The sequence below is a fragment of the Luteimonas sp. TWI662 genome (genome assembly GCF_039673825.1).
Lineage (GTDB): Bacteria > Pseudomonadota > Gammaproteobacteria > Xanthomonadales > Xanthomonadaceae > Luteimonas.
On record NZ_JBDJMI010000037.1, the window covers coordinates 1 to 21,594 of the forward strand.

The 21,594-nt window shown below is 69.4% G+C and carries 21 protein-coding genes and 1 pseudogene; 11 read left to right on the forward strand and 11 right to left on the reverse strand.

Annotation, left to right across the window (positions count from 1 at the left end; all coding sequences use genetic code 11):
- Positions 1 to 307, forward strand: a pseudogene (locus ABE488_RS16985) (transposase); the annotation flags it as partial.
- Between the two features lie 162 nt (positions 308 to 469).
- On the opposite strand, the gene ABE488_RS16990 reads toward ABE488_RS16985, so the two are convergent.
- Positions 470 to 1,624 (reverse strand): UDP-N-acetylglucosamine--N-acetylmuramyl-(pentapeptide) pyrophosphoryl-undecaprenol N-acetylglucosamine transferase, encoded by a 1,155-nt coding sequence (locus ABE488_RS16990; protein WP_346449579.1) that lies wholly within the window; start codon positions 1,622 to 1,624, stop codon positions 470 to 472.
- A gap of 116 nt (positions 1,625 to 1,740) precedes the next feature.
- Between ABE488_RS16990 and ABE488_RS16995 the strand changes: the two genes are divergently transcribed.
- Positions 1,741 to 3,261 carry an acetyl-CoA hydrolase/transferase family protein gene (locus ABE488_RS16995; RefSeq protein WP_346449581.1) on the forward strand — a complete coding sequence of 507 codons (1,521 nt, stop codon included), beginning with the start codon at positions 1,741 to 1,743 and terminating at the stop codon, positions 3,259 to 3,261.
- Between the two features lie 31 nt (positions 3,262 to 3,292).
- On the opposite strand, the gene ABE488_RS17000 is transcribed toward ABE488_RS16995, so the two are convergent.
- A complete protein-coding gene (locus ABE488_RS17000; RefSeq protein ID WP_346442911.1) occupies positions 3,293 to 3,559 on the reverse strand; it encodes a GIY-YIG nuclease family protein in 267 nt (88 codons plus the stop codon).
- Positions 3,560 to 3,591: 32 nt separating this feature from the next.
- A complete protein-coding gene (locus ABE488_RS17005; protein ID WP_346449583.1) occupies positions 3,592 to 4,803 on the reverse strand; it encodes an FAD-dependent oxidoreductase in 1,212 nt (403 codons plus the stop codon).
- A gap of 139 nt (positions 4,804 to 4,942) precedes the next feature.
- On the opposite strand from ABE488_RS17005, the gene ABE488_RS17010 reads away from it, so the two are divergent.
- Positions 4,943 to 6,151 carry an NAD(P)/FAD-dependent oxidoreductase gene (locus tag ABE488_RS17010; RefSeq protein WP_346449584.1) on the forward strand — a complete coding sequence of 403 codons (1,209 nt, stop codon included), beginning with the start codon at positions 4,943 to 4,945 and terminating at the stop codon, positions 6,149 to 6,151.
- 46 nt (positions 6,152 to 6,197) lie between these two features.
- Here the strand turns inward: ABE488_RS17010 and ABE488_RS17015 are convergent, their stop codons facing one another.
- The 5 genes from ABE488_RS17015 to ABE488_RS17035 all read right to left on the reverse strand — a co-directional run bounded on the left by ABE488_RS17015 (position 6,198) and on the right by ABE488_RS17035 (position 12,636).
- Positions 6,198 to 7,271: a 3-deoxy-7-phosphoheptulonate synthase gene (locus ABE488_RS17015; RefSeq protein WP_346449586.1), complete on the reverse strand. Its 1,074-nt coding sequence runs from the start codon at positions 7,269 to 7,271 to the stop codon at positions 6,198 to 6,200.
- Positions 7,272 to 7,509: 238 nt separating this feature from the next.
- Entirely contained in the window at positions 7,510 to 9,702 is a 2,193-nt protein-coding gene (locus ABE488_RS17020; RefSeq protein WP_346449588.1) for a hypothetical protein, read from the reverse strand.
- 157 nt (positions 9,703 to 9,859) lie between these two features.
- A complete protein-coding gene (gene groL, locus ABE488_RS17025) occupies positions 9,860 to 11,500 on the reverse strand; it encodes a chaperonin GroEL (protein ID WP_346442902.1) in 1,641 nt (546 codons plus the stop codon).
- A gap of 132 nt (positions 11,501 to 11,632) precedes the next feature.
- Positions 11,633 to 11,923: a co-chaperone GroES gene (gene groES, locus ABE488_RS17030; protein ID WP_183427860.1), complete on the reverse strand. Its 291-nt coding sequence runs from the start codon at positions 11,921 to 11,923 to the stop codon at positions 11,633 to 11,635.
- A gap of 227 nt (positions 11,924 to 12,150) precedes the next feature.
- Complete coding sequence (locus ABE488_RS17035; protein WP_346442899.1) at positions 12,151 to 12,636, reverse strand: acyloxyacyl hydrolase; 486 nt, start codon at positions 12,634 to 12,636, stop codon at positions 12,151 to 12,153.
- A 181-nt stretch (positions 12,637 to 12,817) separates the two neighbouring features.
- On the opposite strand from ABE488_RS17035, the gene cutA reads away from it, so the two are divergent.
- From cutA to accC, 7 genes are all read left to right on the forward strand, one after another.
- A complete protein-coding gene (gene cutA / locus ABE488_RS17040) occupies positions 12,818 to 13,156 on the forward strand; it encodes a divalent-cation tolerance protein CutA (RefSeq protein ID WP_346449590.1) in 339 nt (112 codons plus the stop codon).
- 150 nt (positions 13,157 to 13,306) lie between these two features.
- Complete coding sequence (locus ABE488_RS17045; protein ID WP_346449602.1) at positions 13,307 to 15,601, forward strand: protein-disulfide reductase DsbD; 2,295 nt, start codon at positions 13,307 to 13,309, stop codon at positions 15,599 to 15,601.
- Complete coding sequence (locus ABE488_RS17050) at positions 15,598 to 16,203, forward strand: TlpA disulfide reductase family protein (protein WP_346449592.1); 606 nt, start codon at positions 15,598 to 15,600, stop codon at positions 16,201 to 16,203. Before ABE488_RS17045 ends, ABE488_RS17050 begins: the two co-directional genes overlap by 4 nt.
- A gap of 102 nt (positions 16,204 to 16,305) precedes the next feature.
- A complete protein-coding gene (aroQ, locus tag ABE488_RS17055; RefSeq protein ID WP_346449594.1) occupies positions 16,306 to 16,752 on the forward strand; it encodes a type II 3-dehydroquinate dehydratase in 447 nt (148 codons plus the stop codon).
- A complete protein-coding gene (locus ABE488_RS17060; protein ID WP_346449595.1) occupies positions 16,749 to 17,165 on the forward strand; it encodes a lysozyme inhibitor LprI family protein in 417 nt (138 codons plus the stop codon). The genes aroQ and ABE488_RS17060 overlap by 4 nt, the downstream gene beginning before the upstream one ends.
- 37 nt (positions 17,166 to 17,202) lie before the next feature.
- On the forward strand, positions 17,203 to 17,682 hold the full coding sequence (gene accB / locus ABE488_RS17065; RefSeq protein WP_346442889.1) for an acetyl-CoA carboxylase biotin carboxyl carrier protein: 480 nt from the start codon (positions 17,203 to 17,205) through the stop codon (positions 17,680 to 17,682).
- A gap of 10 nt (positions 17,683 to 17,692) precedes the next feature.
- Positions 17,693 to 19,060 (forward strand): acetyl-CoA carboxylase biotin carboxylase subunit, encoded by a 1,368-nt coding sequence (gene accC / locus ABE488_RS17070; protein ID WP_346442887.1) that lies wholly within the window; start codon positions 17,693 to 17,695, stop codon positions 19,058 to 19,060.
- Positions 19,061 to 19,099: 39 nt separating this feature from the next.
- Here the strand turns inward: accC and ABE488_RS17075 are convergent, their stop codons facing one another.
- Positions 19,100 to 19,630, reverse strand: a complete 531-nt coding sequence (locus ABE488_RS17075; RefSeq protein WP_346442886.1) for a hypothetical protein — start codon at positions 19,628 to 19,630, stop codon at positions 19,100 to 19,102.
- A gap of 108 nt (positions 19,631 to 19,738) precedes the next feature.
- Here ABE488_RS17075 and ABE488_RS17080 point away from each other — a divergent pair, with 108 nt between their 5' ends.
- Positions 19,739 to 19,930, forward strand: a complete 192-nt coding sequence (locus ABE488_RS17080) for a hypothetical protein (RefSeq protein WP_346449597.1) — start codon at positions 19,739 to 19,741, stop codon at positions 19,928 to 19,930.
- Between the two features lie 129 nt (positions 19,931 to 20,059).
- Here ABE488_RS17080 and ABE488_RS17085 read toward each other — a convergent pair whose 3' ends face one another.
- Both ABE488_RS17085 and ABE488_RS17090 read right to left on the reverse strand, forming a co-directional pair.
- A complete protein-coding gene (locus tag ABE488_RS17085; RefSeq protein WP_346449599.1) occupies positions 20,060 to 20,470 on the reverse strand; it encodes a hypothetical protein in 411 nt (136 codons plus the stop codon).
- A gap of 172 nt (positions 20,471 to 20,642) precedes the next feature.
- Positions 20,643 to 21,374 carry an HAD family hydrolase gene (locus ABE488_RS17090; protein WP_346449601.1) on the reverse strand — a complete coding sequence of 244 codons (732 nt, stop codon included), beginning with the start codon at positions 21,372 to 21,374 and terminating at the stop codon, positions 20,643 to 20,645.
- Positions 21,375 to 21,594 lie beyond the last annotated feature (220 nt).

A 21,594-nucleotide genomic window follows, 5' to 3' on the forward strand; every position in this document is an offset into this window, starting at 1 on the left:
CCTGCTCACCGCCTACCTCATGCGCGATGAGCTCAAGCGACTGTGGTTCTACCAGCATCCCAGCTGCGCCCAACGGGCCTGGGAGCACTGGCTGGAGCAGGCCCAATCCAGTGGGATTGCCGCGCTGGCCCATTTCGCGGCCAAGCTCAAAGCCTACCTGCATGGAATCGTGTCGCGCTGCCGGCATCGACTCAACACCAGCATCGTTGAAGGCATCAACAACACCATCAAGGTCATCAAGCGCCGTGCCTACGGGTACCGCGATCAGGAGTACTTCTTCCTGAAGATCCGCGCAGCCTTCCCCGGATTCAGCGATGAACCAAAAAAAAGCCCGCTTCCGGCGAACCGGTTACGGGCTTGCTCCCTCCCCCACGTCGGGTGCGGGGCGATATTGGAAGACTGGCGAAGCGGATGCACGCTGCAGTGCAAAACGATACTGACGGGTTCACCAACCCCCGCGCATTCAGGCTCAGGGCGCAGGAGGGGCAATCCGCGAGGTCCCGGCGCGCGCGACGCCCAGCGTCGTCTGGACAAGATCGGCGAGCGCCGACGCGGCGTCGGGTCGCCCGAGCCCGGCCGCCGCGCGCGCCGCGTCCGGCAGCGCCGTCGCAGACGCAAACGCGTCTTCGAGCAACGCGGCGAGCCGCTCGGCGCTCAGTTCGGCCTCGGGCATGCACCAGCCCACGCCCGCGGCGGCCAGGGCTTCGGCGTTGCGGCGCTGCTCGTCGCGCGAGCCGCCCTGCGGGATCGGCACCATCACCGCGGGGCGGCCGACCGTCAGCAGGTCGGCCGCGGTCGTTGCGCCGGCGCGGGTGACGACCAGATGCGCATCGCGCAGCCGCCCCCCCATATCGTCGAAGAACGGGCGGACTGTCGCCTCGATGCCGGCCGCACGCAGCGTGGCTTCGACCGCGTCGGCGCCCTCGCCTTTCATCTGTAGCGAGACGTGCAGCCGACGCCGCATCGTCTCGGGCAACCGCAGCAGCGCGGGCGGCACGACCTCGCCGAACACGCGCGCGCTCTGGCTGCCGCCCACGACCAGCAACCGCAACGGCGCATCGCCGTCGAGCGCAGGATAGTCGCCACGCGCAGCCAGGATCGCGGCGCGCACCGGGTTGCCGGTGTCGACGATGCGCATCGGATCGAACCCGTCGAGCCCGGCTGTCGCCGGGAACGAGGTCGCCACACCGGCGGCCAGCCGCAGCAGCTTCTGGTTGGCAAGACTCAGCCGCGCCCCCTGCTCGTGCAGCAGCAGCGGGCAACCCAGGCTTCTCGCCGCCAGCGCGGGAGCGAAGCTGGGATAGCCGCCGAATCCCACCAGCAGGCCGACGCCGCGCCGGCGCATGTCGCCGCGCGCCTGCCAGGCCGCACGCAGGATCGTAAACCCGGCGGCAAGCTTGCCGGTGACGCCGCCTTCGAGGCTGCGCGCCGGCAGCACGACGTGGTCGAGCCCGGCCAGTGCCTGGGTGTAGGCCGCGCCGCGACGCTCGGTGTAGATCACCACCGGATGCCCGCGCCGCTGCAGTTCCCGTGCCAGCGCCTCGGCCGGGAACAGATGACCGCCGGTGCCGCCTGCGGCGCAGGCGACGGCGGGAAGCGAGGTGCGGGCGACAGACGACGACATGGCGAATCCGGACGCGGACGGGGGCACGACTATAGCGAGCGCACGCGGCGCCGCGTGGTCCTGCACGATCCCGCCGCCCACGCGATAATCGGGGCTTCAACGCCACTGTGCCCGTCATGACCGAAGACCGTATCCGCAACGCCGCCCTGCGCAGCCGCATCGTCACGCCCGAACAGGCAGCCGCGCTGATCGAGCCGGGCCAGACCGTCGCGATGAGCGGCTTCACCGGCTCGGGCTATCCCAAGGCGGTACCGGTGGCGCTGGCCGCACGCATCGAGCAGGTCCACGCGGCGGGGCAGCCGTTCCAGATCCGGCTGCTGACCGGCGCATCGACCGCGCCCGAGCTCGACGGCGCGTTGGCCAAGGTCGATGGCATCGCGCTGCGCCTGCCGTTCCAGAGCGATCCCGAGGCGCGCCGCCGCATCAACGACGGCAGCCTGGCCTACATCGATGCGCACCTGAGCCACGTCGCCCAGCACGCGTGGTTCGGCTTCTATGGCGATATCGACGTGGCGGTGATCGAGGCGGTGGCGATCCGCGAGGACGGCACCATCGTGCCGTCGACCTCGGTCGGCAACAGCAAGACCTGGCTGGACCTGGCCAAGCGCGTGATCGTGGAGGTCAACGAGGTGCAGCCGCTCGCGCTCGAGGGCATGCATGACATCTACTACGGCACCGCGCTGCCGCCGCAGCGTCGCCCGATCCCGCTCGAACACGCGGACGACCGCATCGGCGACACCGCGCTGCGCTGCGACCCGGACAAGATCGTCGCGGTCGTTCGCACCGCCGCCCCCGACCGCAACAGCCCGTTCAACCCGCCTGACGAGGCCAGCCAGCGCATCGCCGCGTCCCTGATCGAGTTCCTGCAGCACGAGGTGGCCAAGGGCCGGCTGCCCAAGGGGCTACTACCGCTGCAGTCGGGCGTGGGCAACATCCCCAATGCGGTGCTCGCCAATCTTGCCGACAGCGGCTTCCGCGATCTGACCGCGTTCACCGAGGTGATCCAGGACGGCATGCTCGACCTGCTCGAATCGGGTGTGCTGCGCAGCGCCTCGTGCACGGGCTTTGCGCTGAGCCCGGAGGCCAGCCTGCGCTTCGAGGCCAACATCGGCTTCTTCCGCGAGCGCATCGTCCTGCGCACCCAGGAGATCTCCAACCACCCCGAACTCGTCCGTCGCCTGGGCTGCATCGGCATGAACGGCATGGTCGAGGTCGACATCTACGGCAACGTCAACTCGACCCACATCATGGGTAGCCGCATGCAGAACGGCATCGGCGGTTCGGGCGATTTCGCCCGCAACGGCTTTCTGTCGATCTTCATGAGTCCGAGCACGGCCAAGAACGGCACGATCTCGTCGATCGTGCCGATGGTCAGCCACGTCGACCACACCGAGCACGATGTCTCGATCGTCGTCACCGAGTACGGCCTGGCCGATTTGCGCGGGCTCTCGCCCAAGCAACGCGCGCGGGTGCTGATCGACCGCTGCGCGCATCCGGACTATCGCGACGCGCTGGAGGACTACTTCGCGCGCGCGCTGCGCGACAGTTACGGCAAGCACACCCCGCACCTGCTGCCCGAGGCGCTGTCCTGGCACCAGCGCTGGCTCGACACCGGCGACATGCGCGCCGCGCGCTGAGCCCAAGGCGTCCCGGACCGGCCGCGTCGGGCTACGGCCCCGGCTGCGCCTGCAGCCAGGCGAGCTTGCGGGCGCGCGGCTGGCGCTTGAGCTGCCATTCGGCGCGCGAAGCGCTGGCGCGATCGGCATAAGGCCGGCTGGCCAGCAGCCGCACCGGCGGGTGCGCCCGTGTGTACTTGGCGCCGCGGCCGGTCGCATGCGCTCTGAACCGCGCGTCGAGATCGGTGGTAATGCCCGCATACCAACTGCCGTCGCGGCATTCGAGCAGGTAGAGGTGCCAGGGCTGCGCGGTGGTCATGGCCGGATCATCGGCGGCGCGATGCGCGAGCGTCAATCCAGCCGGTCGAACGCGAACAACCGGGCCAGCGGATGGCGACGACGCTCGATGCCGGCGCGCAACAGGCCGGCACCGAGCATCGAATAGGTGATGCCGTTGCCGCCGTAGGCCATCGCGTAATGCACGCGCGGGCCGGTCGCCGGATGCGGGCCGAAGAACGGCAGGCCGTCTTCGGTTTCGGCGAACGTGCCGGCCCAGGCGAAGGTCGGTTGCAGATCGAGCGCCGGCCAGAGGGCCTGCACCCGCTTCATCAGCCGGTGCGCCTTCTTGTCGACGCGCGCATCGCGGCGGGCGGGCACGTCGACCGCGTCGTCCTCGCCGCCGATCAACAAGCGGCGGTCGCCAGTGGTGCGCAGGTACAGGTACGGCCGCGCCGTCTCCCAGACCAGCAACCGCGCCAGCCGCTCGGGCAAGGCGTCGTCCAAGGGATCGGTGACGAAGGCGTAACTGCTGCGGTTGCGCGCCACGCGCTTGGGCAGCCAGTGCTGACTGGCGTAACCGGCCGCGACGACGACATGACGCGCACGGACGTGGGTGCCGGCGTCGGTCGTCGCGAGCACGTCGCGGCTGCGCGCCTGCAGGTCCACGACCTGGGTGCGGTCGTAGACGCCGGCACCCCGCCGGGCCAGCCGCGCCAACAGCCGCGAGGCGAAGCGGTAGGGATCGACCTGGGCGGCCTGCGCGCTGAGCAACGCGGCCGGCGCTTCGAACCCGTAGCGCGCCTGCACCGTGGGCCCGTCGAGGTACTCAATGTTGAACCCATGCCGACGACGCGCAACATATTCGTCCCGCAGCGCCGACACGTCGCGCTGCCGGCTGGCGTAGTAGAGGCTGCCGGTACGCTCGAAGTCGACGTCGCGCACGTCGCGGGCGATGCCGGCGAGCAGGTCGATCGCCTCGCCGCAGGCGCGGTAGGCCAGCGCCGCGTCGTCCTCGCCGTAGCGCTGCGCCAGGTCCACCAGGTGGGTATCGATCTCGTACTGCAGCAGCGCGGTGCTCGCCGCGCTGCTGCCCCAGGCGACATCGCGCTGTTCGAGCACGACGACCTCGTGGCCGTGCGCCGCCAGTTCGTCGGCGATCAGCGCCCCGGTGATGCCGCCACCGATCACCAGCACGTCGCACCGCAGGTCCTGATCGAGCTTGGGGAATGCATGCATCAGGCCGTTGCGGACGGCCCAGAACGGATAGCCGCTCTTGAGATCCATGGCTGCATCATCGAGGAAGATGGCGCAGCCTATTGAGCGCCGTGTGAGCGCCGTGCGGAGACCGCTCCGCCTCACCGCCGAGGCGTCGAGGCGGCAGACCGCCTAGACTGCGCCCCCCGCTCTCCGCCGTGCCGCCCCGATGTCCGATCCCGCCCTCGCCGCCCCGCCCCGCCAGGATCCGGACGTGATCGTCCTGGGGGCGGGCGCGGCCGGGTTGATGGCGGCGATCGCGGCCGGCCAGCGCGGTCGCCGCGTGTTGGTGCTCGACCGCGCCAACAAGGTCGGCAAGAAAATCCTGATGTCGGGCGGCGGCCATTGCAACTTCACCAACACCGGCACCACGCCAGCGCAGTACCTGTCGTCGAACCCGCACTTCTGCAAGTCCGCGCTGGCGCGCTACACGCCGCAGGATGTCATCGATCTGGTCGACCGCCACGGGATCGCCTGGCACGAAAAGGAGCTCGGGCAGTTGTTCTGCGATGGGTCTTCGAAGCAGATCGTGCGCATGCTGCTCGACGAGGCGCAGGCCGTTGGTGTGCAGGTCCGCACGCATTGCGCGGTGCAGCTACCGCGCGCAGTCGAGGGCGGCTTTCGGCTCGAGACCGCGATCGGCACGCTGCACTGCGCTTCCTTGATCGTGGCGACCGGCGGGCTGTCGATCCCGAGCCTGGGCGCGAGCGGCTTCGGCTACGAGATCGCACGCGCGTTCGGGCATGCCCTGCTCCCCACGCGTGCCGGCCTGGTGCCACTGACCCTCAGCGGCAAGCACCAAGAGCGGCTCGCCGAGCTGTCGGGCGTCGCACTCGACGTCGAGGCCGGCTGCAACGGCGCCACGTTCCGCAACCGCATGCTGATCACCCATCGCGGCCTCAGCGGCCCGGCGATCCTGCAGATCTCTTCCTATTGGCAGCCCGGCGACGACCTGCGCCTGGACCTGCTGCCGGGCCGCGATGCGCTGGCGTGGCTGCAGGCGCAGCAGGCCGAGCGTCCGGCATCCGAACTGCGGACCGTGCTGGCCGACGTGATGCCGCGCCGGTTCGCGCAGCGGCTGTGCGAGGTGTGGCTGGCGAGCCGGCCGATGCGGCAGTACACACCCGCGCAATTGCACGACACCGCGGCGCTGTTGCAGGCCTGGCCGCTGGTCGCCAGCGGCACCGAGGGCTACCGCACCGCCGAGGTCACGCTCGGCGGCGTCGACACCCAGGCGGTGTCGTCGCGCACGCTCGAATCGCGGCACGCGCCGGGGCTGTACTTCGTCGGCGAGGTTCTCGACGTGACCGGCTGGCTGGGCGGCTACAACTTCCAATGGGCCTGGGCATCGGGCATGGCGGCCGGCAGCGCCGCTTGAGCGCGTCAGCGCACGATCGCGCGCACTGACGTCGCCCAGGCGGCGGTCACGCAGCCTGCGCGTCGGCCCGGCTTCGGCGGGTCCGGACCGCGTCGGCCAGCCGGTCGAGTACGTCGACCGTCGTGGCCCAGTCGATGCAGCCATCGGTGATGCTCTGGCCGTAGGTCAGCGTCCGACCGGGGGCGAGCGGCTGCTTGCCGGCGACCAGGTGACTTTCGATCATCGTCCCTATGATGCGCCGCTCGCCGGCGGCGATGCGGTCGGCGATGTCGGCGATCACCGCGGGCTGGTTGTCGGGATTCTTGCCACTGTTGGCATGGCTGGCGTCGACCATCAGCGCCGGGCGCAGACCGCTGGCGACCAGTACCTGGGCCGCGGCCTCGACGCTGGCCGCGTCGTAGTTGGGCCGAACGCCACCGCGCAGGATCACATGGCAATCCAGGTTGCCGGCGGTGGCGGCGATCGCGCAGCGGCCGTCCTTGCCCACGGCGAGGAAATGATGGGAGTGGGAGGCCGCGCCGACGGCATCGACCGCGATGCGCACGTCGCCGCCGGTGCCGTTCTTGAAGCCGACCGGGCACGACAGCCCCGACGCCATCTCGCGATGCACCTGGCTCTCGGTGGTACGGGCGCCGATCGCGCCCCACGCGACCAGGTCGGCGAGGTACTGCGGGCTGATGATGTCGAGGAACTCCACGCCGGCCGGCAAGCCCAGGGCGTTGACGTCGCGCAGCAGGCTGCGCGCGAGCCGCAGCCCGCGGTCGATGCGGAAACTGCCGTCCAGATCGGGATCGTTGATCAGCCCCTTCCAGCCGATCGTCGTACGCGGCTTCTCGAAGTACACGCGCATGACCAGCTCCAGCGCATCGCCGTGCGTGTCACGCAGCGCGCGCAGGCGATGCGCGTAGTCCATCGCCGCGACCGGGTCGTGGATCGAGCACGGGCCCACGACGACGATCAGGCGGTCGTCATGGCCGTGGAGGATGGCATGGCAGGCCGCACGGGCATCGGTGACCGTCGATGACATCGCCTCGTCGCAGGGCAGCTCGGCCAACAGCTGCATCGGAGGTGTCAGCGGCTGCAGGTCGCGGATACGCAGATCGTCGGTATGGGGGGGCATGCGGAAAGATCCTGGAAGAAAGCGGGAGAACGGGCATGAAAAAAGCCGCCAGGGTCGCTGGCGGCTTTCAGGGATGCGTGTGAACCGAGATCGTCAGGGTACGCGCAGGCCTTCCACCGCCGGGGGCGTGGGAAACCAATACCAACGATAGAAGGCGGCGACGCGGTTCATGGCGCCAGTGATAGCACGTCGAACCCGGCAATGCGACGGTTGCATCTGCGACCATCGCATCCCGGCCTCACCTGGGCAGTAGCGGCGGCCGCCCCTCGTACCAGTCGCGGGCGCCGGCGATATGCAGCGTGCGCTCGCCGCCCTGCAGCTCCACGCCCAGCCCCAGCACGCCCCAGCGCGCGTACAGATCGCCCGCAGGATGGCCGTCGTCGATCCGCAGCCTGGCCTTCAGATCGACCCGATCATTGCGCGCCTCGATGCGATCGAACACCAGTTCCTTGTCGCGCATGCGCAAGTCGCCCGTCGCATGGACCTGGCCGGCGTCGACCAGGTTGCCGATCCAGCGCGGCAGCACGCGACGCTCGGCGAACAGGCCCAGCAGCACGCTGATGTCGCGCATGTCGACCTGGCCGCGCCCGGTCACCTCAAAAGGCTCGCGCCATTGCAGCGTGCCCTGCTCGAGCGCCAGACGCGCCCACCACGGCGACGCTTTCCCACTCGACTCGCCTTCCATCCGCACGCCGTCCAGGCGCGCGGCCACCGAATCGATCGTGTAGTGGCGTCCTGTCTTCTGTGCCCGCGTCAGGCGGCTGTCGAGCGCCACGTCGCCGGTCAGCCGCGAGGGCCCGAGCGCCACCCGGACCCCGCTGCCACGCACCTGCAGGCGCCCGCTGGCCATTTCGCCGGCGTTGTCCAGGCGCAGGTCGCCACTCGCCTGTCCGCTGCCGCCCAGCAGGCGTGCGCTGTCCCCGGGCAGATAGCGGTTGAAGCTGCGCAGGTCCGGCACCTGCGCATCGTCGAACCGCAGGCGCGCCTCCAGCCGTTCGTGGAATTCGGCCAGCGGGCCGCTGGATGCAAGATCCAGGCGCAGGTCGCGCCCGCGCAGATCGACACGCTCAGGCGAGGCCTCGGACGCCAACGTGAAGCGATCCATCTCGATCGCGACTGTGGTCCGGGGCGCTTCGTCCTCGGCCGCCTCCATGCGCATCGTGGCATGCGCGGCCCCTTCGAGTCGGTTGTCGAGCACCCGGGCCCGCACGCGCGCGTCGCGCACGTCGATCCGGCTTCCGGGCCGCAGCTGCCCATGCTGCAGCGCGAGGGCAGCCTCGAGGTCGGCCCGTCCATCGAAGGACAGCCAGTCGAGGTCGTCGAGCAGCACGTCGACCCAGCGCAGGGGCACCGCCGGCCACTGCGTCTCCACGGTACCGCCCAGTGCACGCAGAGGACGCAGCCAGTCGTCCGGACCGAGCCTGCGGTCGTCGACGCGCAGGTCCGCGCGCAGCCAGGGCGTACCGGTCGAAGGTGCCGGCACCCGGGCCGCGAGCGCGATCGCATCGGGCGCGGTCCGTAGCGCGACACCCAGCGGATGGCGCAACGCCGTCCCGTCCGCGCCGCGCGAGAACACCGGCGCCGACCAGTCCAGCCGGCTGCCGGGCATCAGGACGCCGCGCTCGAGCCGTAAGTCAGCGCGCAGGTGTCCGGAGCTCGCAGCGGTCCCGATCGGCAGTGCGTCGTCGTTGCGCGCGACCAGGTCAACGCCCGGCGCCGGACCGTCGACGCGCAGACGCAGATCGACCAGCACCAGCTTCTCCACGCCCTGCGCCTGTTCCCGGATGTGGGCCGGCATCGCGATCTCGAAGTCCAGCGCGCCCTCGCGCAGCAGCGCCACGTCGCCCACGCGCAGGGTCGCGTCGGGCATGCGCAGTGTCGAATGCCCGACCGCCATCGGCCCGCCCTGCAACTGCTTCTCGAACACGAATCGGGCGTCGCCGTGCCCGGTCACGCGGGCCTGGTAGAAATCGAAGCGCAACAGGCTCGGCGTGGTGATCGCATCGAAGCGCAACGTCCAGGGCTTATGGCCCGGTCGCACAGTGGTCGGCATGTCGTGCGGCGTGCGTGCGACGTGGACCGACACATCCTGCGCGCGGATGGTGCCGAACGCGACCTCGCGCCACAGCAGCGGCAACAGCTTGATCCGGCCGTCGGCGCGCGGCGTGGCGGCGGTCCACAGATTGGTGCGGGCATGCCCGCCCATCACCACGTCGCGCGCGTGGATGTGTCCGGGATACAGACTCATCGCCCAGGACCACTGCGCGTGGTAGCGCTCGGGCTTGCGATTGACCAGGCGTTCGCCCAGCGCGCTGTTGAGCAGCACGTTGGCCGCGATCAGATACAGCAGATACAGCGCCACGAGCAGGGTCACGCCCAGGCGCACCCCTCGCCGGTGCGCGCGGAGCCAGGAGGCGATCGTGGTCGTCATGGCGACAGCATCGCCGATGGCGGGTGACGGCGCCCAACACGCGACGCCGACGGGGCGGTGGCGCCATGCCGCCACTGCCCCAGGAGGACCGGCCCAAACAAAAAGACCCCCGCTTGCGCGGGGGTCCGGGGTGTCGCGATACGACGCAGGCGCTGGATCAGAAATCCATGCCGCCCATGCCGCCCATGCCACCGCCAGGCGGCATCGCCGGCTCGTCCTTCTTCGGCAGCTCGGCGACCATGGCTTCGGTCGTGATCATCAGACCGGCGATCGACGCGGCGTTCTGCAGCGCGGTGCGGGTGACCTTGGTCGGGTCCAGGATGCCGAACTCGACCATGTCGCCGTACTCGCCATTGGCGGCGTTGTAACCGTAGTTGCCGGTCCCGCCCTTGACGTTGTTGACGATGACCGACGGCTCTTCGCCGGCGTTGGTCACGATCTCGCGCAGCGGGGCTTCCATCGCACGCAGCGCGATCGCGATGCCGTGGTTCTGGTCTTCGTTGGCACCCTTGAGATCGGAGATCGCAGCCAGCGCGCGGATCAGCGCGACGCCACCGCCGGGGACCACGCCTTCCTCGACCGCTGCGCGCGTGGCGTGCAGGGCGTCTTCGACGCGGGCCTTCTTCTCCTTCATTTCGATCTCGGTCGAGGCGCCGACCTTGATCACCGCCACGCCACCGGCCAGCTTGGCCACGCGCTCCTGCAGCTTCTCGCGGTCGTAGTCCGAGGAGGTCTCCTCGATCTGCGCCTTGATCTGCTTGATGCGCGACTCGATCGAACCGGTGTCGCCGGCGCCGTCGATGATCGTGGTGTTCTCCTTGGAGACCTGCACCTTCTTGGCGCGGCCCAGGTCGTTGATCGTCGCCTTCTCGAGCGACAGACCCACTTCCTCGGAGATCACGGTGCCGCCGGTCAGCACGGCCATGTCTTCGAGCATCGCCTTGCGACGGTCGCCGAAGCCCGGCGCCTTGACGGCCACGACCTTGACGATGCCGCGGATGGTGTTGACGACGAGCGTGGCCAGAGCCTCGCCCTCGACTTCCTCGGCGACGATCAGCAGCGGCTTGCCGGCCTTGGCCACGCCCTCGAGGACGGGCAGCAGGTCACGGACGTTGGAGATCTTCTTGTCGTGCAGCAGGATGAACGGATCGTCGAGATCGGCGGTCTGCGACTGCTGATTGTTGACGAAGTACGGCGACAGGTAGCCGCGGTCGAACTGCATGCCCTCGACGACGTCGAGCTCGTTCTCCAGGCCCGAGCCTTCCTCGACCGTGATCACGCCTTCCTTGCCGACCTTCTTCATCGCGTCGGCGATGATCGTGCCGATCGACTCGTCGGAGTTGGCCGAGATCGTACCGACCTGGGCGATCGCCTTGTCGTCGGCCGTCGGCTTGGACAGGTTCTTGAGCTCGGCGACGGCGGCCTGCACCGCCTTGTCGATGCCGCGCTTGAGGTCCATCGGGTTCATGCCGGCGGCGACGGCCTTGGAGCCCTCGCGGATGAACGCCTGGGCGAGCACGGTCGCGGTCGTGGTGCCGTCACCGGCGTTGTCGGACGTCTTGGAGGCGACCTCCTTGACCATCTGCGCGCCCATGTTCTCGAACTTGTCGGCCAGTTCGATCTCCTTGGCGACGGACACGCCGTCCTTGGTGATCGTCGGCGCGCCGAAGCTCTTTTCGAGCACGACGTTGCGGCCCTTCGGGCCGAGGGTCGCCTTGACGGCATTGGCGAGCACGTTGACGCCGCGCACCATCTTGGAGCGTGCGTCTTCGCCGAAGCGGATTTCCTTAGCAGCCATTGAAAACTCCGGAATTGAAATAGGGGATTAGGGATTTGGAAAAGCGCAGGACGCGGACGATTCGCGAGGCGCGAAAATGGGCGTTGACCGCCTCGATTCCCCACTCGCGAGGCCTGACGCCCCCGCTTTCGATCAGCCAACGATCGCGAGGATGTCGTCTTCCTTCACGATCTTGTATTCGATGCCCTCGGCCTTGTAGGCGCTGCCCGAGTACTGACCGTAGATCACGATGTCGCCGACCTTGACCTTCGGCGCGCGCACGCTGCCGTTGTCCAGGGCCTTGCCTTCGCCGACGGCGACGACTTCGCCCTTGGTGGGCTTTTCCTTGGCGTTGTCCGGGATCAGGATGCCGCCGGCAGTCTTCTCTTCGGCCTCGACGGGCTTGACCACGACGCGGTCGTACAGCGGCTTGAGATTGCTCATTCCAACCCTCTCTAAGTGATTGATTGTGAAGAAAACGGGCCCGAATTCTAGCACTCGCCCATGGGGACTGCCAGAACGCGCGGCGCACGCACCCTGGCAAGCCAGGGACGCGACGGGAGATGGGTGCGCGCTGCGGCTTTACAAGGGGCCGCGCAGAAAAATCTTGAGGCCGTTGAAACGCGAGACCCCGGCGCAGCGCCAGGGCCGGTGTGCGTTCCAGCAGTGGTTCAGCGGAAGCGCCAGGCGGCAACGAGCATCGTCTCGCCGTCGTTGGGCTGCTTGATGCTGGCGTTGGAGATGTGGCGGGCCAGCAGCGAGAATCGCTGCCAACGCCAGCCGATGGTGCTCACGAACTGCGGATTGCCCGACAGCGCATCGGTCTCGCCGATCTGCACACCAACGCCGAAGCCGGCGGTGAACCCATTGTCGCGCTCGTAGCGTGCGCCACCATGGATCACGCCGGTGTCCTCGTCGAGATCGAAACGGGTATCGCCGCGCGCTTGGATGTAGACGCCGCCCAACTCCCAGCGCAGCACACCATGGGCGGTGCGCCGCCACTCGGGCAACCACGCCAGAGTGACGACCGCGGTAGTCTCATTCTCGCGCGTGGCCGAGGCGCCGACGCCGACATCGATGGGGGAAGCCGCCTGAGCGGCAAGCGGCGCGGCCAGCGCGAGACCGGCAGCGAGAACGAAAGACGAGCGAAGGCGCATGGTGGACCGCCGAGACAGCGTAGGGGGGGAGGAAAATTAAGTATACCGGCGAGTTCACTAATCGTGATCCGCGTGGACTGCCCACCAGCGGGATAGACCATCCCTGACTGGCCAACGCAGCGTCGCGCCGGCGTCGTGCATACCGCGTGCACGATGGACACCGAACCGATACCTTGGCCGGATGCCTGTGCTGACTTGCCTCAACAGCTGCCCGGACGAGGCCACGGCCCAGCGCATCGCACGCGCGCTCGTCGATGCCCGGCTCGCCGCCTGCGTCAGTTTGGTCCCGGGCGTGACCTCGATCTACCGCTGGCAGGGCCGAGTCCAGACCGATGCCGAGGTCCTGCTGGTGATCAAGACCACCGCAGACCGACTCGAGGCGCTGACCGAACGGCTGCGGGCGCTGCATCCTTATGACGTCCCCGAGCTCGTCGCGCTGCCGGTCGCCGGCGGACTGGCCGATTACCTGCACTGGGTCGAGGCCGAGACCGCACCGATCGAGGCCGGCGACGCGGACTGAACCTGGCGTTGGGCATCGCGCGGGGCGGCCTGCGATACTGCCGCGATGCGTACGTTCTTCCCCGCCTCGTTCCTATCCCAGGCTGCGCCCCTCCGCCGCCAGGCGTCCCGCACCTGGCATGGCCTGCTCGCGGCTGCGCTACTGGGCACGATGTCGCCCGCCGCTGCCGTCGACTTCGACGATGTGCTGCCGGTCGATGACGCGCTGGCGCTCTCGGCCACGGCGGTCGCCCACGACCGGATCGAGATCCGCTGGAAGATCGCCGACGGCTACTACCTGTATCGACACCGCACCGCGGCCCAGGTGCCCGACGGCAGCTTCGGTGCCGGCACGCTGGCGCTGCCCGATGGCCACCGCCACATCGACGAATTCTTCGGCGAAGTCGAAACCTACCGCGATCGGCTGATCGCGACCCTGGACGGACACCCGGCCGCCGGCACACGCCGCGTCGCACTGCAGGTCAAGTACCAGGGCTGCGCCGACGCCGGCATCTGCTACCCCCCGCAGACCCGTACCCTCCAAGTCGCCCTCCCCCAACCAACACCCGGGTCAGCGTCGGTTTTCTCGCGAACTGATGCGACGGCGCCTGCTGCAAAAAGCGACACTGACCCCGGTTTTGCGGCGCTGGGGCGGGCGCTGTCGGGGACGGGCGATGCGCTGCCCGCCGAACGCGCGTTCGCCTTCGAGGCGATTGCGCAGGATGGCGACACCATTCTGATGCGCTTCACCCCGGCGCCGGGCTACTACCTCTATCAGGACCGCAATCGCTTCACGATCGAGGGGGCGTCGGGTCTGCGCGCCGGCCAGCCACGCTGGCCCACCGGCAAGGCGCATCACGACGATCATTTCGGCGCGGTGACCGTGTACTTCGACCAGGTCGACGTGCCGCTGCCGGTGCTGCGCCGTCGACCCGATGCCGCCGACGTCGAGGTGGTGGCGACCTTCCAGGGCTGCCAGACCGATGGCATCTGCTACCCGCCGATGACCCGTCGCGTCCCGGTGGCGCTGCCTGCGGGCACGACGACGGCCGCTGCGGCCACGCCGGCTGCAGCCCCCCCGGTCGCCGATGCCGGCTCGACGGACGCCGCCGAGACGAGCCAGGTGCCTGCCGCCATCGCCCCGGCCGCACCGTCCTCGTCCGAAGATGCCCCTGACGCCGCGACCGGCAGCGATGCGGTCGCCGACAACGCCGCACGCACCCGCCCCCCCGCCGCGCCCCGCACCGGCCTGCTGGCGGCGCTCGCGCTGGCGCTGCTCGGCGGCCTGGTGCTCAACCTGATGCCCTGCGTGCTGCCGATCCTGTCGTTGAAGGTGCTGGGCCTGGCGCAGAGCGGCGGCAGTCGCGCGCGGGCCCGGGCACATGCGCTGTGGTACACGGCCGGCGTCCTGGTCGCATTCGCGGCGGTCGGCCTGCTGGTGCTGGCGTTGCGCGCGGCAGGTCAGGCGCTGGGCTGGGGCTTCCAGTTGCAGCAACCCTGGTTCGTGGCTGCGCTGGTGTATCTGATGTTCGCGGTCGGGTTGAGCCTGTCGGGGGTGTTCACACTCGGGGGCCGGGTCGGCAATCTCGGCCAGGCGCTGGCCGCGCGCACCGGGCCCAGCGGCGACTTCTTTACCGGCGTCCTGGCCTGCGTGGTCGCCAGTCCGTGCATCGCCCCGTTCATGGGCGGGGCACTGGCCTACGCGTTCGCCGCGCCCGCGACACTCGCGCTGGCGGTGTTCCTGATGCTGGGCCTGGGCCTGGCGCTGCCGTTCCTGTTAATCGGGCTGGTGCCGGCGCTCGCCGATCGCCTGCCCAAGCCAGGCGCGTGGATGGAAACGTTCAAGCAGGCGCTGGCGTTCCCGATGTATCTGACCGTGCTGTGGCTGCTGTGGGTGTTCGGACGGCAGTCGGGCGTGAACGCGATGACGCTGCTGCTCGCCGGTCTGGTGCTGTTCGCGCTCGCGCTGTGGTGGTTCGAACGGCGTCGCTGGACCGGCGGTGCGGTCTCGCGCGGGCTGGCGCTGGGCCTGCTGCTGGTGTCGCTGCTGCCGGCCGCCTACGCGGTGCGCTATGCACCGTCGGACACGCCCCGCGCAGTGGCCACCGACACGGACGATGAGGTCGCGTACTCGGCGCAACGCCTGCAGGCACTGCGCGAGGCCGGGACGCCGGTGTTCGTCAACATGACCGCCGACTGGTGCGTGACCTGCAAGGCCAACGAACGCCGCGTGCTGTCCCAGCCAGCGTTCCTCGAGGCCCTGACCCGGTCCGGGGCGACCTACATGGTCGGCGACTGGACCAACGTCGACCCGCAGATCGGCGCGTTCCTCGAGGCGCACGGCGCCGTCGGCGTCCCGTTGTACGTGGTCTACCCGCGCGGCGGCGGCGATGGCGAGGTGCTGCCGGCGCTGCTGAGCGAGGCGGTGGTGACGAGCGCGCTCGAACGCGCGGGCGCCGCACAGTGACGCGGCGTGGCGGCACGCTGGCGATCATCGCGGTCGCCATCGTGGCCGGCGGACTGGGCGTGCTCGCCAGCCTGTTCGTGTCCGGCCCCGGCCCGCTGCTCGGCACCGAGGCCGGCCAGCGTCTGTACAACGATGCGCTGCTCGCCGCCGCCGAGCCGCCACCCGCCGGCGTGACCGTGGCCCGGCGCGGCGAGCCGGTGCCCGGCTTCGAGATCGCGCTGCTCGACGGCAGCCGGCTGCAACTGCCCGACGCCTATGACGGGCGCCCGCTGCTGGTGAACCTGTGGGCCAGTTGGTGCGGCCCCTGCATCGAGGAGATGCCCGAACTCGACCGCTTCGCCCGCCAACAGGGCCCAGACGGCGTGCAAGTGCTCGGCATCGCGCTCGACGATGCCGACGCCGTACAGGCGTTCCTGACGCGCATCCCGGTCGCCTACCCGATCGCGATCGACGCTCCGGGGCCAGCCGATGCCGGCGTGCGTCTGGGCAATCCGCGCGGGGTGCTGCCCTACACCGTGCTGATCGACGCCGACGGGCGGGTGCGCAAACAGCGGATCGGCCCGTTCGCGCACGGGGAAACCGAGGACTGGGCCACCCGCTGAGCGGCGAAATCAAACGGCCGTTTAAAATCGCCGAACGTCTGCGAACTGGACAGCAATGGAGACATCACGCAGACTTCGCGCACTTCCCGCACCCGGTGCCCGATGGCGTCGATCCTCGTCCTGCATGGCCCCAACCTCAACCTGCTCGGCACGCGCGAGCCGGAGGTCTACGGCCATGCGACGCTCGCCGACATCGACGCGATGCTGCGCGAGCGCGCGACCGCCGCCGGTCACACGATCGACAGCCTGCAGTCGAATGCCGAGCATGTGCTCGTCGACCGGGTCCAGGCGGCGCGCAGCGACGGCACCGCGATGATCCTGCTCAACCCTGCGGCATTCACCCACACGTCGGTCGCGCTGCGCGACGCCCTGGCCGCGGTCGCGATCCCGTTCATCGAGATCCACCTGTCGAATCCGCATCGCCGCGAACCATTCCGGCACACCAGCTACTTCAGCGATCTGGCCACCGGCGTGGTCTGCGGCTTCGGCGCCGACAGTTACCGCTATGCCCTCGATGCCGCGCTGCGCAGGCTGGAGCCTGCCGCATGACGCACCATGGCGCCGCACCTGCCGTGCTGCTGGCGTGCATCGCGGCCGCCTGGCCGCTGTCGGCATCGGCCGACACGCTGACCGACGCCGATTGCGCCGAGCCGATGTCGACCGACAGTGCCGCATTGCGCATGTCTGCCGAGTCCGTACGCCTGGATACGGCGCTCGAGGCCGCCCAGGCCGCCACTGTCGCGGCGATGGCGGCCCCCGCCGGTTGCGACGGCGCCTGCGACGCCGCGGCCGCCGCGCTCCAGGACGCACACAGCGCCTGGCAGCGCTTCCGCGGCCGGGATGGCGACGCCGTCTACGCCCTCGCCATCGGCGGCAGCTCTCGCAACGACGCCCGCCTGACGTGCCTGATCGACCCCACCCGTCTTCGCATCGGGCAGTTGCAGCAGCTTCGCGCGCTGTAAGCCTGCCCGCCATTCCGCCGACAACCACGAGGCCCGCATGGATCTCCGCAAAATCAAGAAGCTCATCGACCTGCTCGAAGAGTCCAACCTGACCGAGATCGAGATCAAGGAAGGCGAGGAATCGGTCCGCCTGTCGCGCACCTCGGCTGCGGCCGCGCCGGTGGCCTATGCCCCGGCCCCGGCGGCCCCCGCTCCGCGCGCGCCCGAGCCTGTCATGCCGATGAGCTCCCCGGTCGATGCCGCCACCGGCGGCACGCCCAAGGCCGGCGACGACCTGCCGCCCGGCCAGGTCACCAAATCGCCGATGGTCGGCACCTTCTACGCCTCGCCCGCGCCCGACAAGCCGGCATTCGTGTCGGTCGGCCAGCAGGTCAAGGCTGGCGACACGCTGGGCATCATCGAGGCGATGAAGATGTTCAACCCGATCGAGGCCGAAACCTCCGGCACGGTCGTCGCGATCCTGTGCGAAAGCGGCCAGCCGGTCGAGTTCGATCAGCCGTTGTTCGTGATCGGCTGAGGCCGCCCCGATGCTTGAAAAAGTCGTCATCGCCAACCGGGGCGAGATCGCGCTGCGCATCCTGCGCGCGTGCCACACGCTCGGCATCCGTACGGTCGCGGTGCATTCCACCGTCGATCGCAACCTCAAGCACGTGGCGATGGCCGACGAGTCGGTCTGCATCGGCCCGCCGCCGTCCAACCGCAGCTATCTCGACATGCCGGCGATCATTGCCGCCGCCGAGGTCACTGACGCCCAGGCCATCCACCCTGGTTACGGCTTCCTCAGCGAAAACGCCGATTTCGCCGAACGCGTCGAGCAGTCGGGCTTCGTGTTCATCGGCCCGAAGGCCGAGACCATCCGATTGATGGGCGACAAGGTCGAGGCGATCCGCGCGATGAAGGAGGCCGGCGTGCCCTGCGTGCCGGGCTCGGGCGGCCCGCTCGGCGACGACCCGGCGACCAACGTCAAGATCGCGCGCGAGATCGGCTACCCGGTCATCGTCAAGGCGGCCGGCGGCGGCGGCGGGCGCGGCATGCGCGTGGTCCACACCGAAGCGGCACTGGTCAACGCCATCGCCACGACCAAGCAGGAAGCCAAGGCCGCGTTCGGCAACGACATGGTCTACATGGAGAAGTTCCTGGAGAACCCGCGCCACGTGGAGATCCAGGTGCTGGCCGACGGCCAGGGCGGCGCGATCCATCTGGGCGAGCGCGATTGCTCGATGCAGCGCCGGCACCAGAAGGTCGTCGAGGAGGCGCCGGCGCCGGGCATCACGCCCGAGGCGCGTGCGCAGATCGGCAAGGTCTGCGTGGATGCGTGCATCCGCATCGGCTATCGCGGCGCGGGCACGTTCGAGTTCCTCTACGAGAACGGCCGTTTCTACTTCATCGAGATGAACACCCGCATCCAGGTGGAGCACCCGGTGACCGAGATGGTGACCGGCATCGACCTGGTGCGCGAGCAGCTGATGATCGCCTCGGGCCACAAGCTGTCGATCCGCCAGGAGGACGTGGTGCTCACCGGCCACGCCATCGAATGCCGCATCAACGCCGAGGACCCGGAGACCTTCCTGCCCTCGCCCGGCACGATCCTGCACTTCCACGCCCCCGGCGGCCCGGGCGTGCGCGTCGACACGCATGTCTACGAAGGCTATGCGGTGCCGCCGAACTACGACTCGATGATCGGCAAGCTGATCGTGCACGGCGCCGACCGCGAGCAGGCGATCTGCCGGATGCGCGTGGCGCTGTCGGAGATGGTCGTGGACGGTATCAAGACCAACATCCCGCTACAGCAGCGGATCATGCGCGATCAGGGCTTCCACGCGGGTGGCCAGAACATCCATTACCTGGAAAAGCGCCTGGCCGAGCGCAAGAACAAGACGCTGGCCATCGGCTGAGGTCGCCACCGGCGCGCGCAGGCCGCGCGCCGGTGGTCGTCAGGGCTCGCGGTCGGGAAACGCGCGCCGCAAGGAGGCATCGAGCCGGATCGGTCGGGCCCAGCGGTCATAGCTCGCCACCAGGCCGCGCTTGACCCGCACGACCGGCTCGCCGCCCGGCGGCACATCGAGGCGCTCGAGCACGCTGACCCAACCGCCGCTGCGATCGCGCCGCCAGTGCGCGGCGATTTCCCGGCAGGACCGCCCCAACGCCCGACCCACGGCACAGGCGAAGTAGACATCGCCGGCGCGCATGCCCGCCTCGTCGAGCAGTTGTTCGACCAGCGCCCGCGGCGCGACCTGGTAACGCGCGACCTCGTCGACGAACGCGTCCCGATAGCGCGCCGCATACAGATCGACATCCGCCAGCCAGGTGTCGAGCCAGGCGTCGCCGGTCCCAAGATCGGGCACCGCGTCTTCGACAGCGTCTGCAGAGTCGGCGGCCGCTGCAGCATCCTGGGCCGATGCCGGACACGCGACACAGGCCAGCAGCAGGAACGACAGGCACACAGCAGCGGATGGCAGGCGCACGGGCGGTTACTCGAGGCGGGATCAGGTCGGATCGTGTCGCGGCTTCGACGCCGCCGCGACGCGCGAGAGCCGACGATAGCCCAACACCGCAAGCGAGGACACCCGCAGATGGAGCCGCATCGAGCCACCACGCGCACGCCGCGCATGCTGCGCTGGGGCATCGTGGCCTGCGTCGTGGCACTGGGCCTGGGCGCCTACTGGATCGCACTCGATCACGTGGCCACGCGCGTCGGCCAGGACGCCGAGAACAGCCTGCGCAACGTACCGCGCAACGACGACACGCGGCACCGCGCCGATTGATCGCAGCCTGCGGCGACGCCATCGGCCTTGCCGCGTACGACCACGAGGCGAGCCCCGAAACGCGGATCGCCGCCCGAAGGCGGCGATCGCTGGACTCACGCCCGGTTGGGCTGATGCTCGATCACGCCCTCAGCGCCAGCCGCCCCGACGCCCCCGATCCTGGCGCGGATCGTAGTAGTACGTGGTGCAGCGGCCACGGCGGTCGCATTCGGTCCGGCCACGCGCGCGCTCATGGTGGCGGTGGCGCTCGGCGGCATAGCGCGGCGGACCATGGTGGTGGCGGCCGTAGCTGCGCGGCGCGGTACGGTAGTACACCGGCCGGCCGTAGCGATCGTAGGACACGCGCAGGCGATCGTCGTCGCGATAGCGTCCGCGCCTGTCGTAGGCCGTATCGCCCCGCATGACGACATCGGCAATGTCCACGATCACCTGCACGAGGTCGTCGTTCGCGCGAGCCTGCGTCGGCACTGCCAGCGTAGCGGCCAAGCCGGTGGCCAACGCGGCCGGCCACATCCAGCGAGTCAGGGTGTTGGATGGCATCGGTCTCTCCTCACGACGCGGCCGCCACCGCGGCGGCCTGTGCCCCCAACATGCCGTGTTCGAAATGAATCGTCGTGCAATATTTCGCGCGCTGCGCCGATGCCGCCATGCCGCGTAAACAACGCATTCAAATTGGAAACGGTTACGCCCGTTCGGCGCGTGTGTCAGGCGCTCAACGCAATGCGATCGCCTGCGCCGCCAGGTCGACCACTGCCTCGGGCAGACGATCCGGCGTGGCGACCTCGCGCATGCGCTCGCGGCCTTCGACGATGTCGGCCAGGGTCTCGTGTGCCCAGGTCGTGCGGTAGGGCATGTAGACGCCCCAGCCGCCGAGGGCGAGGACCGGCGCGATGTCCGAGCGCAGCGAGTTGCCCACCATCAGGAAGGCCCGCGCATCGATATCGAACTCGGCCAGCACGCGCGCATAGGTCGCGGCATCCTTCTCGCTGACGATCTCGATGCGACCAAACAGGTCCGACAGGCCCGAGTCGCGTACCTTGGCTTCCTGGTGGAACAGGTCGCCCTTGGTGATCAGCACCACGTCGAAGCGCTCGGCCACGGCCGCCACCGCGTCGCGGATGCCGGGCAGCAGTTCGACCGGGTGCCGCAGCAGCGCCTTGGCCATTTCGACGATGCGATGGAGATCGGCCGCGGCGATCCGTCCGCCGGTGATCTGGGTCGCCGATTCGATCATCGACAGCGCCATGCCTTTCACGCCGTAGCCGAACACCGCGATGTTGGCGGTCTCGACCGCGTACAGCGCGTCGGCGACACGGCCGTCGGCCAGATCCACATAGCGCCCGACGATCCGCTCGAACTCCAGTTGCGCCTCGTCGAAATAGTCCTGGCTGCGCCAGAGCGTGTCGTCGGCATCGAAGCCGACCAGTCGGATGCCATGGGTCATCGGCGCATTATGCCGGCAGCCATCGCCCCTCGTCGCGGACATCGACGCGCAGGATCGTTTCACGACAGCATGGCGAGACGATCCGCATTCGCCCAGCGCGGCGCACTGCGCCTGGGAATGTGCCATGCGTGAACCCGCTCTGCTCTAAAAACCGGGGTGCGAGTTGTAAATAGACAAGCGAAAATTCACATTTTCACCCGGTTTTTTTTTATCGACTCCC

Excerpts from the sequence above, each read along its gene's own strand:
- ABE488_RS16990 (WP_346449579.1), bottom strand. The coding sequence starts at position 1,624 with ATGTCGTCGTCTGTCGCCCGCACCTCGCTTCCCGCCGTCGCCTGCGCC.
- ABE488_RS16995 (WP_346449581.1), top strand. The coding sequence starts at position 1,741 with ATGACCGAAGACCGTATCCGCAACGCCGCCCTGCGCAGCCGCATCGTC.
- ABE488_RS17000 (WP_346442911.1), bottom strand. The coding sequence starts at position 3,559 with ATGACCACCGCGCAGCCCTGGCACCTCTACCTGCTCGAATGCCGCGAC.
- ABE488_RS17005 (WP_346449583.1), bottom strand. The coding sequence starts at position 4,803 with ATGGATCTCAAGAGCGGCTATCCGTTCTGGGCCGTCCGCAACGGCCTG.
- ABE488_RS17010 (WP_346449584.1), top strand. The coding sequence starts at position 4,943 with ATGTCCGATCCCGCCCTCGCCGCCCCGCCCCGCCAGGATCCGGACGTG.
- ABE488_RS17015 (WP_346449586.1), bottom strand. The coding sequence starts at position 7,271 with ATGCCCCCCCATACCGACGATCTGCGTATCCGCGACCTGCAGCCGCTG.
- ABE488_RS17020 (WP_346449588.1), bottom strand. The coding sequence starts at position 9,702 with ATGACGACCACGATCGCCTCCTGGCTCCGCGCGCACCGGCGAGGGGTG.
- groL (WP_346442902.1), bottom strand. The coding sequence starts at position 11,500 with ATGGCTGCTAAGGAAATCCGCTTCGGCGAAGACGCACGCTCCAAGATG.
- groES (WP_183427860.1), bottom strand. The coding sequence starts at position 11,923 with ATGAGCAATCTCAAGCCGCTGTACGACCGCGTCGTGGTCAAGCCCGTC.
- ABE488_RS17035 (WP_346442899.1), bottom strand. The coding sequence starts at position 12,636 with ATGCGCCTTCGCTCGTCTTTCGTTCTCGCTGCCGGTCTCGCGCTGGCC.
- cutA (WP_346449590.1), top strand. The coding sequence starts at position 12,818 with ATGCCTGTGCTGACTTGCCTCAACAGCTGCCCGGACGAGGCCACGGCC.
- ABE488_RS17045 (WP_346449602.1), top strand. The coding sequence starts at position 13,307 with ATGTCGCCCGCCGCTGCCGTCGACTTCGACGATGTGCTGCCGGTCGAT.
- aroQ (WP_346449594.1), top strand. The coding sequence starts at position 16,306 with ATGGCGTCGATCCTCGTCCTGCATGGCCCCAACCTCAACCTGCTCGGC.
- ABE488_RS17060 (WP_346449595.1), top strand. The coding sequence starts at position 16,749 with ATGACGCACCATGGCGCCGCACCTGCCGTGCTGCTGGCGTGCATCGCG.
- accB (WP_346442889.1), top strand. The coding sequence starts at position 17,203 with ATGGATCTCCGCAAAATCAAGAAGCTCATCGACCTGCTCGAAGAGTCC.
- accC (WP_346442887.1), top strand. The coding sequence starts at position 17,693 with ATGCTTGAAAAAGTCGTCATCGCCAACCGGGGCGAGATCGCGCTGCGC.
- ABE488_RS17080 (WP_346449597.1), top strand. The coding sequence starts at position 19,739 with ATGGAGCCGCATCGAGCCACCACGCGCACGCCGCGCATGCTGCGCTGG.
- ABE488_RS17085 (WP_346449599.1), bottom strand. The coding sequence starts at position 20,470 with ATGCCATCCAACACCCTGACTCGCTGGATGTGGCCGGCCGCGTTGGCC.
- ABE488_RS17090 (WP_346449601.1), bottom strand. The coding sequence starts at position 21,374 with ATGACCCATGGCATCCGACTGGTCGGCTTCGATGCCGACGACACGCTC.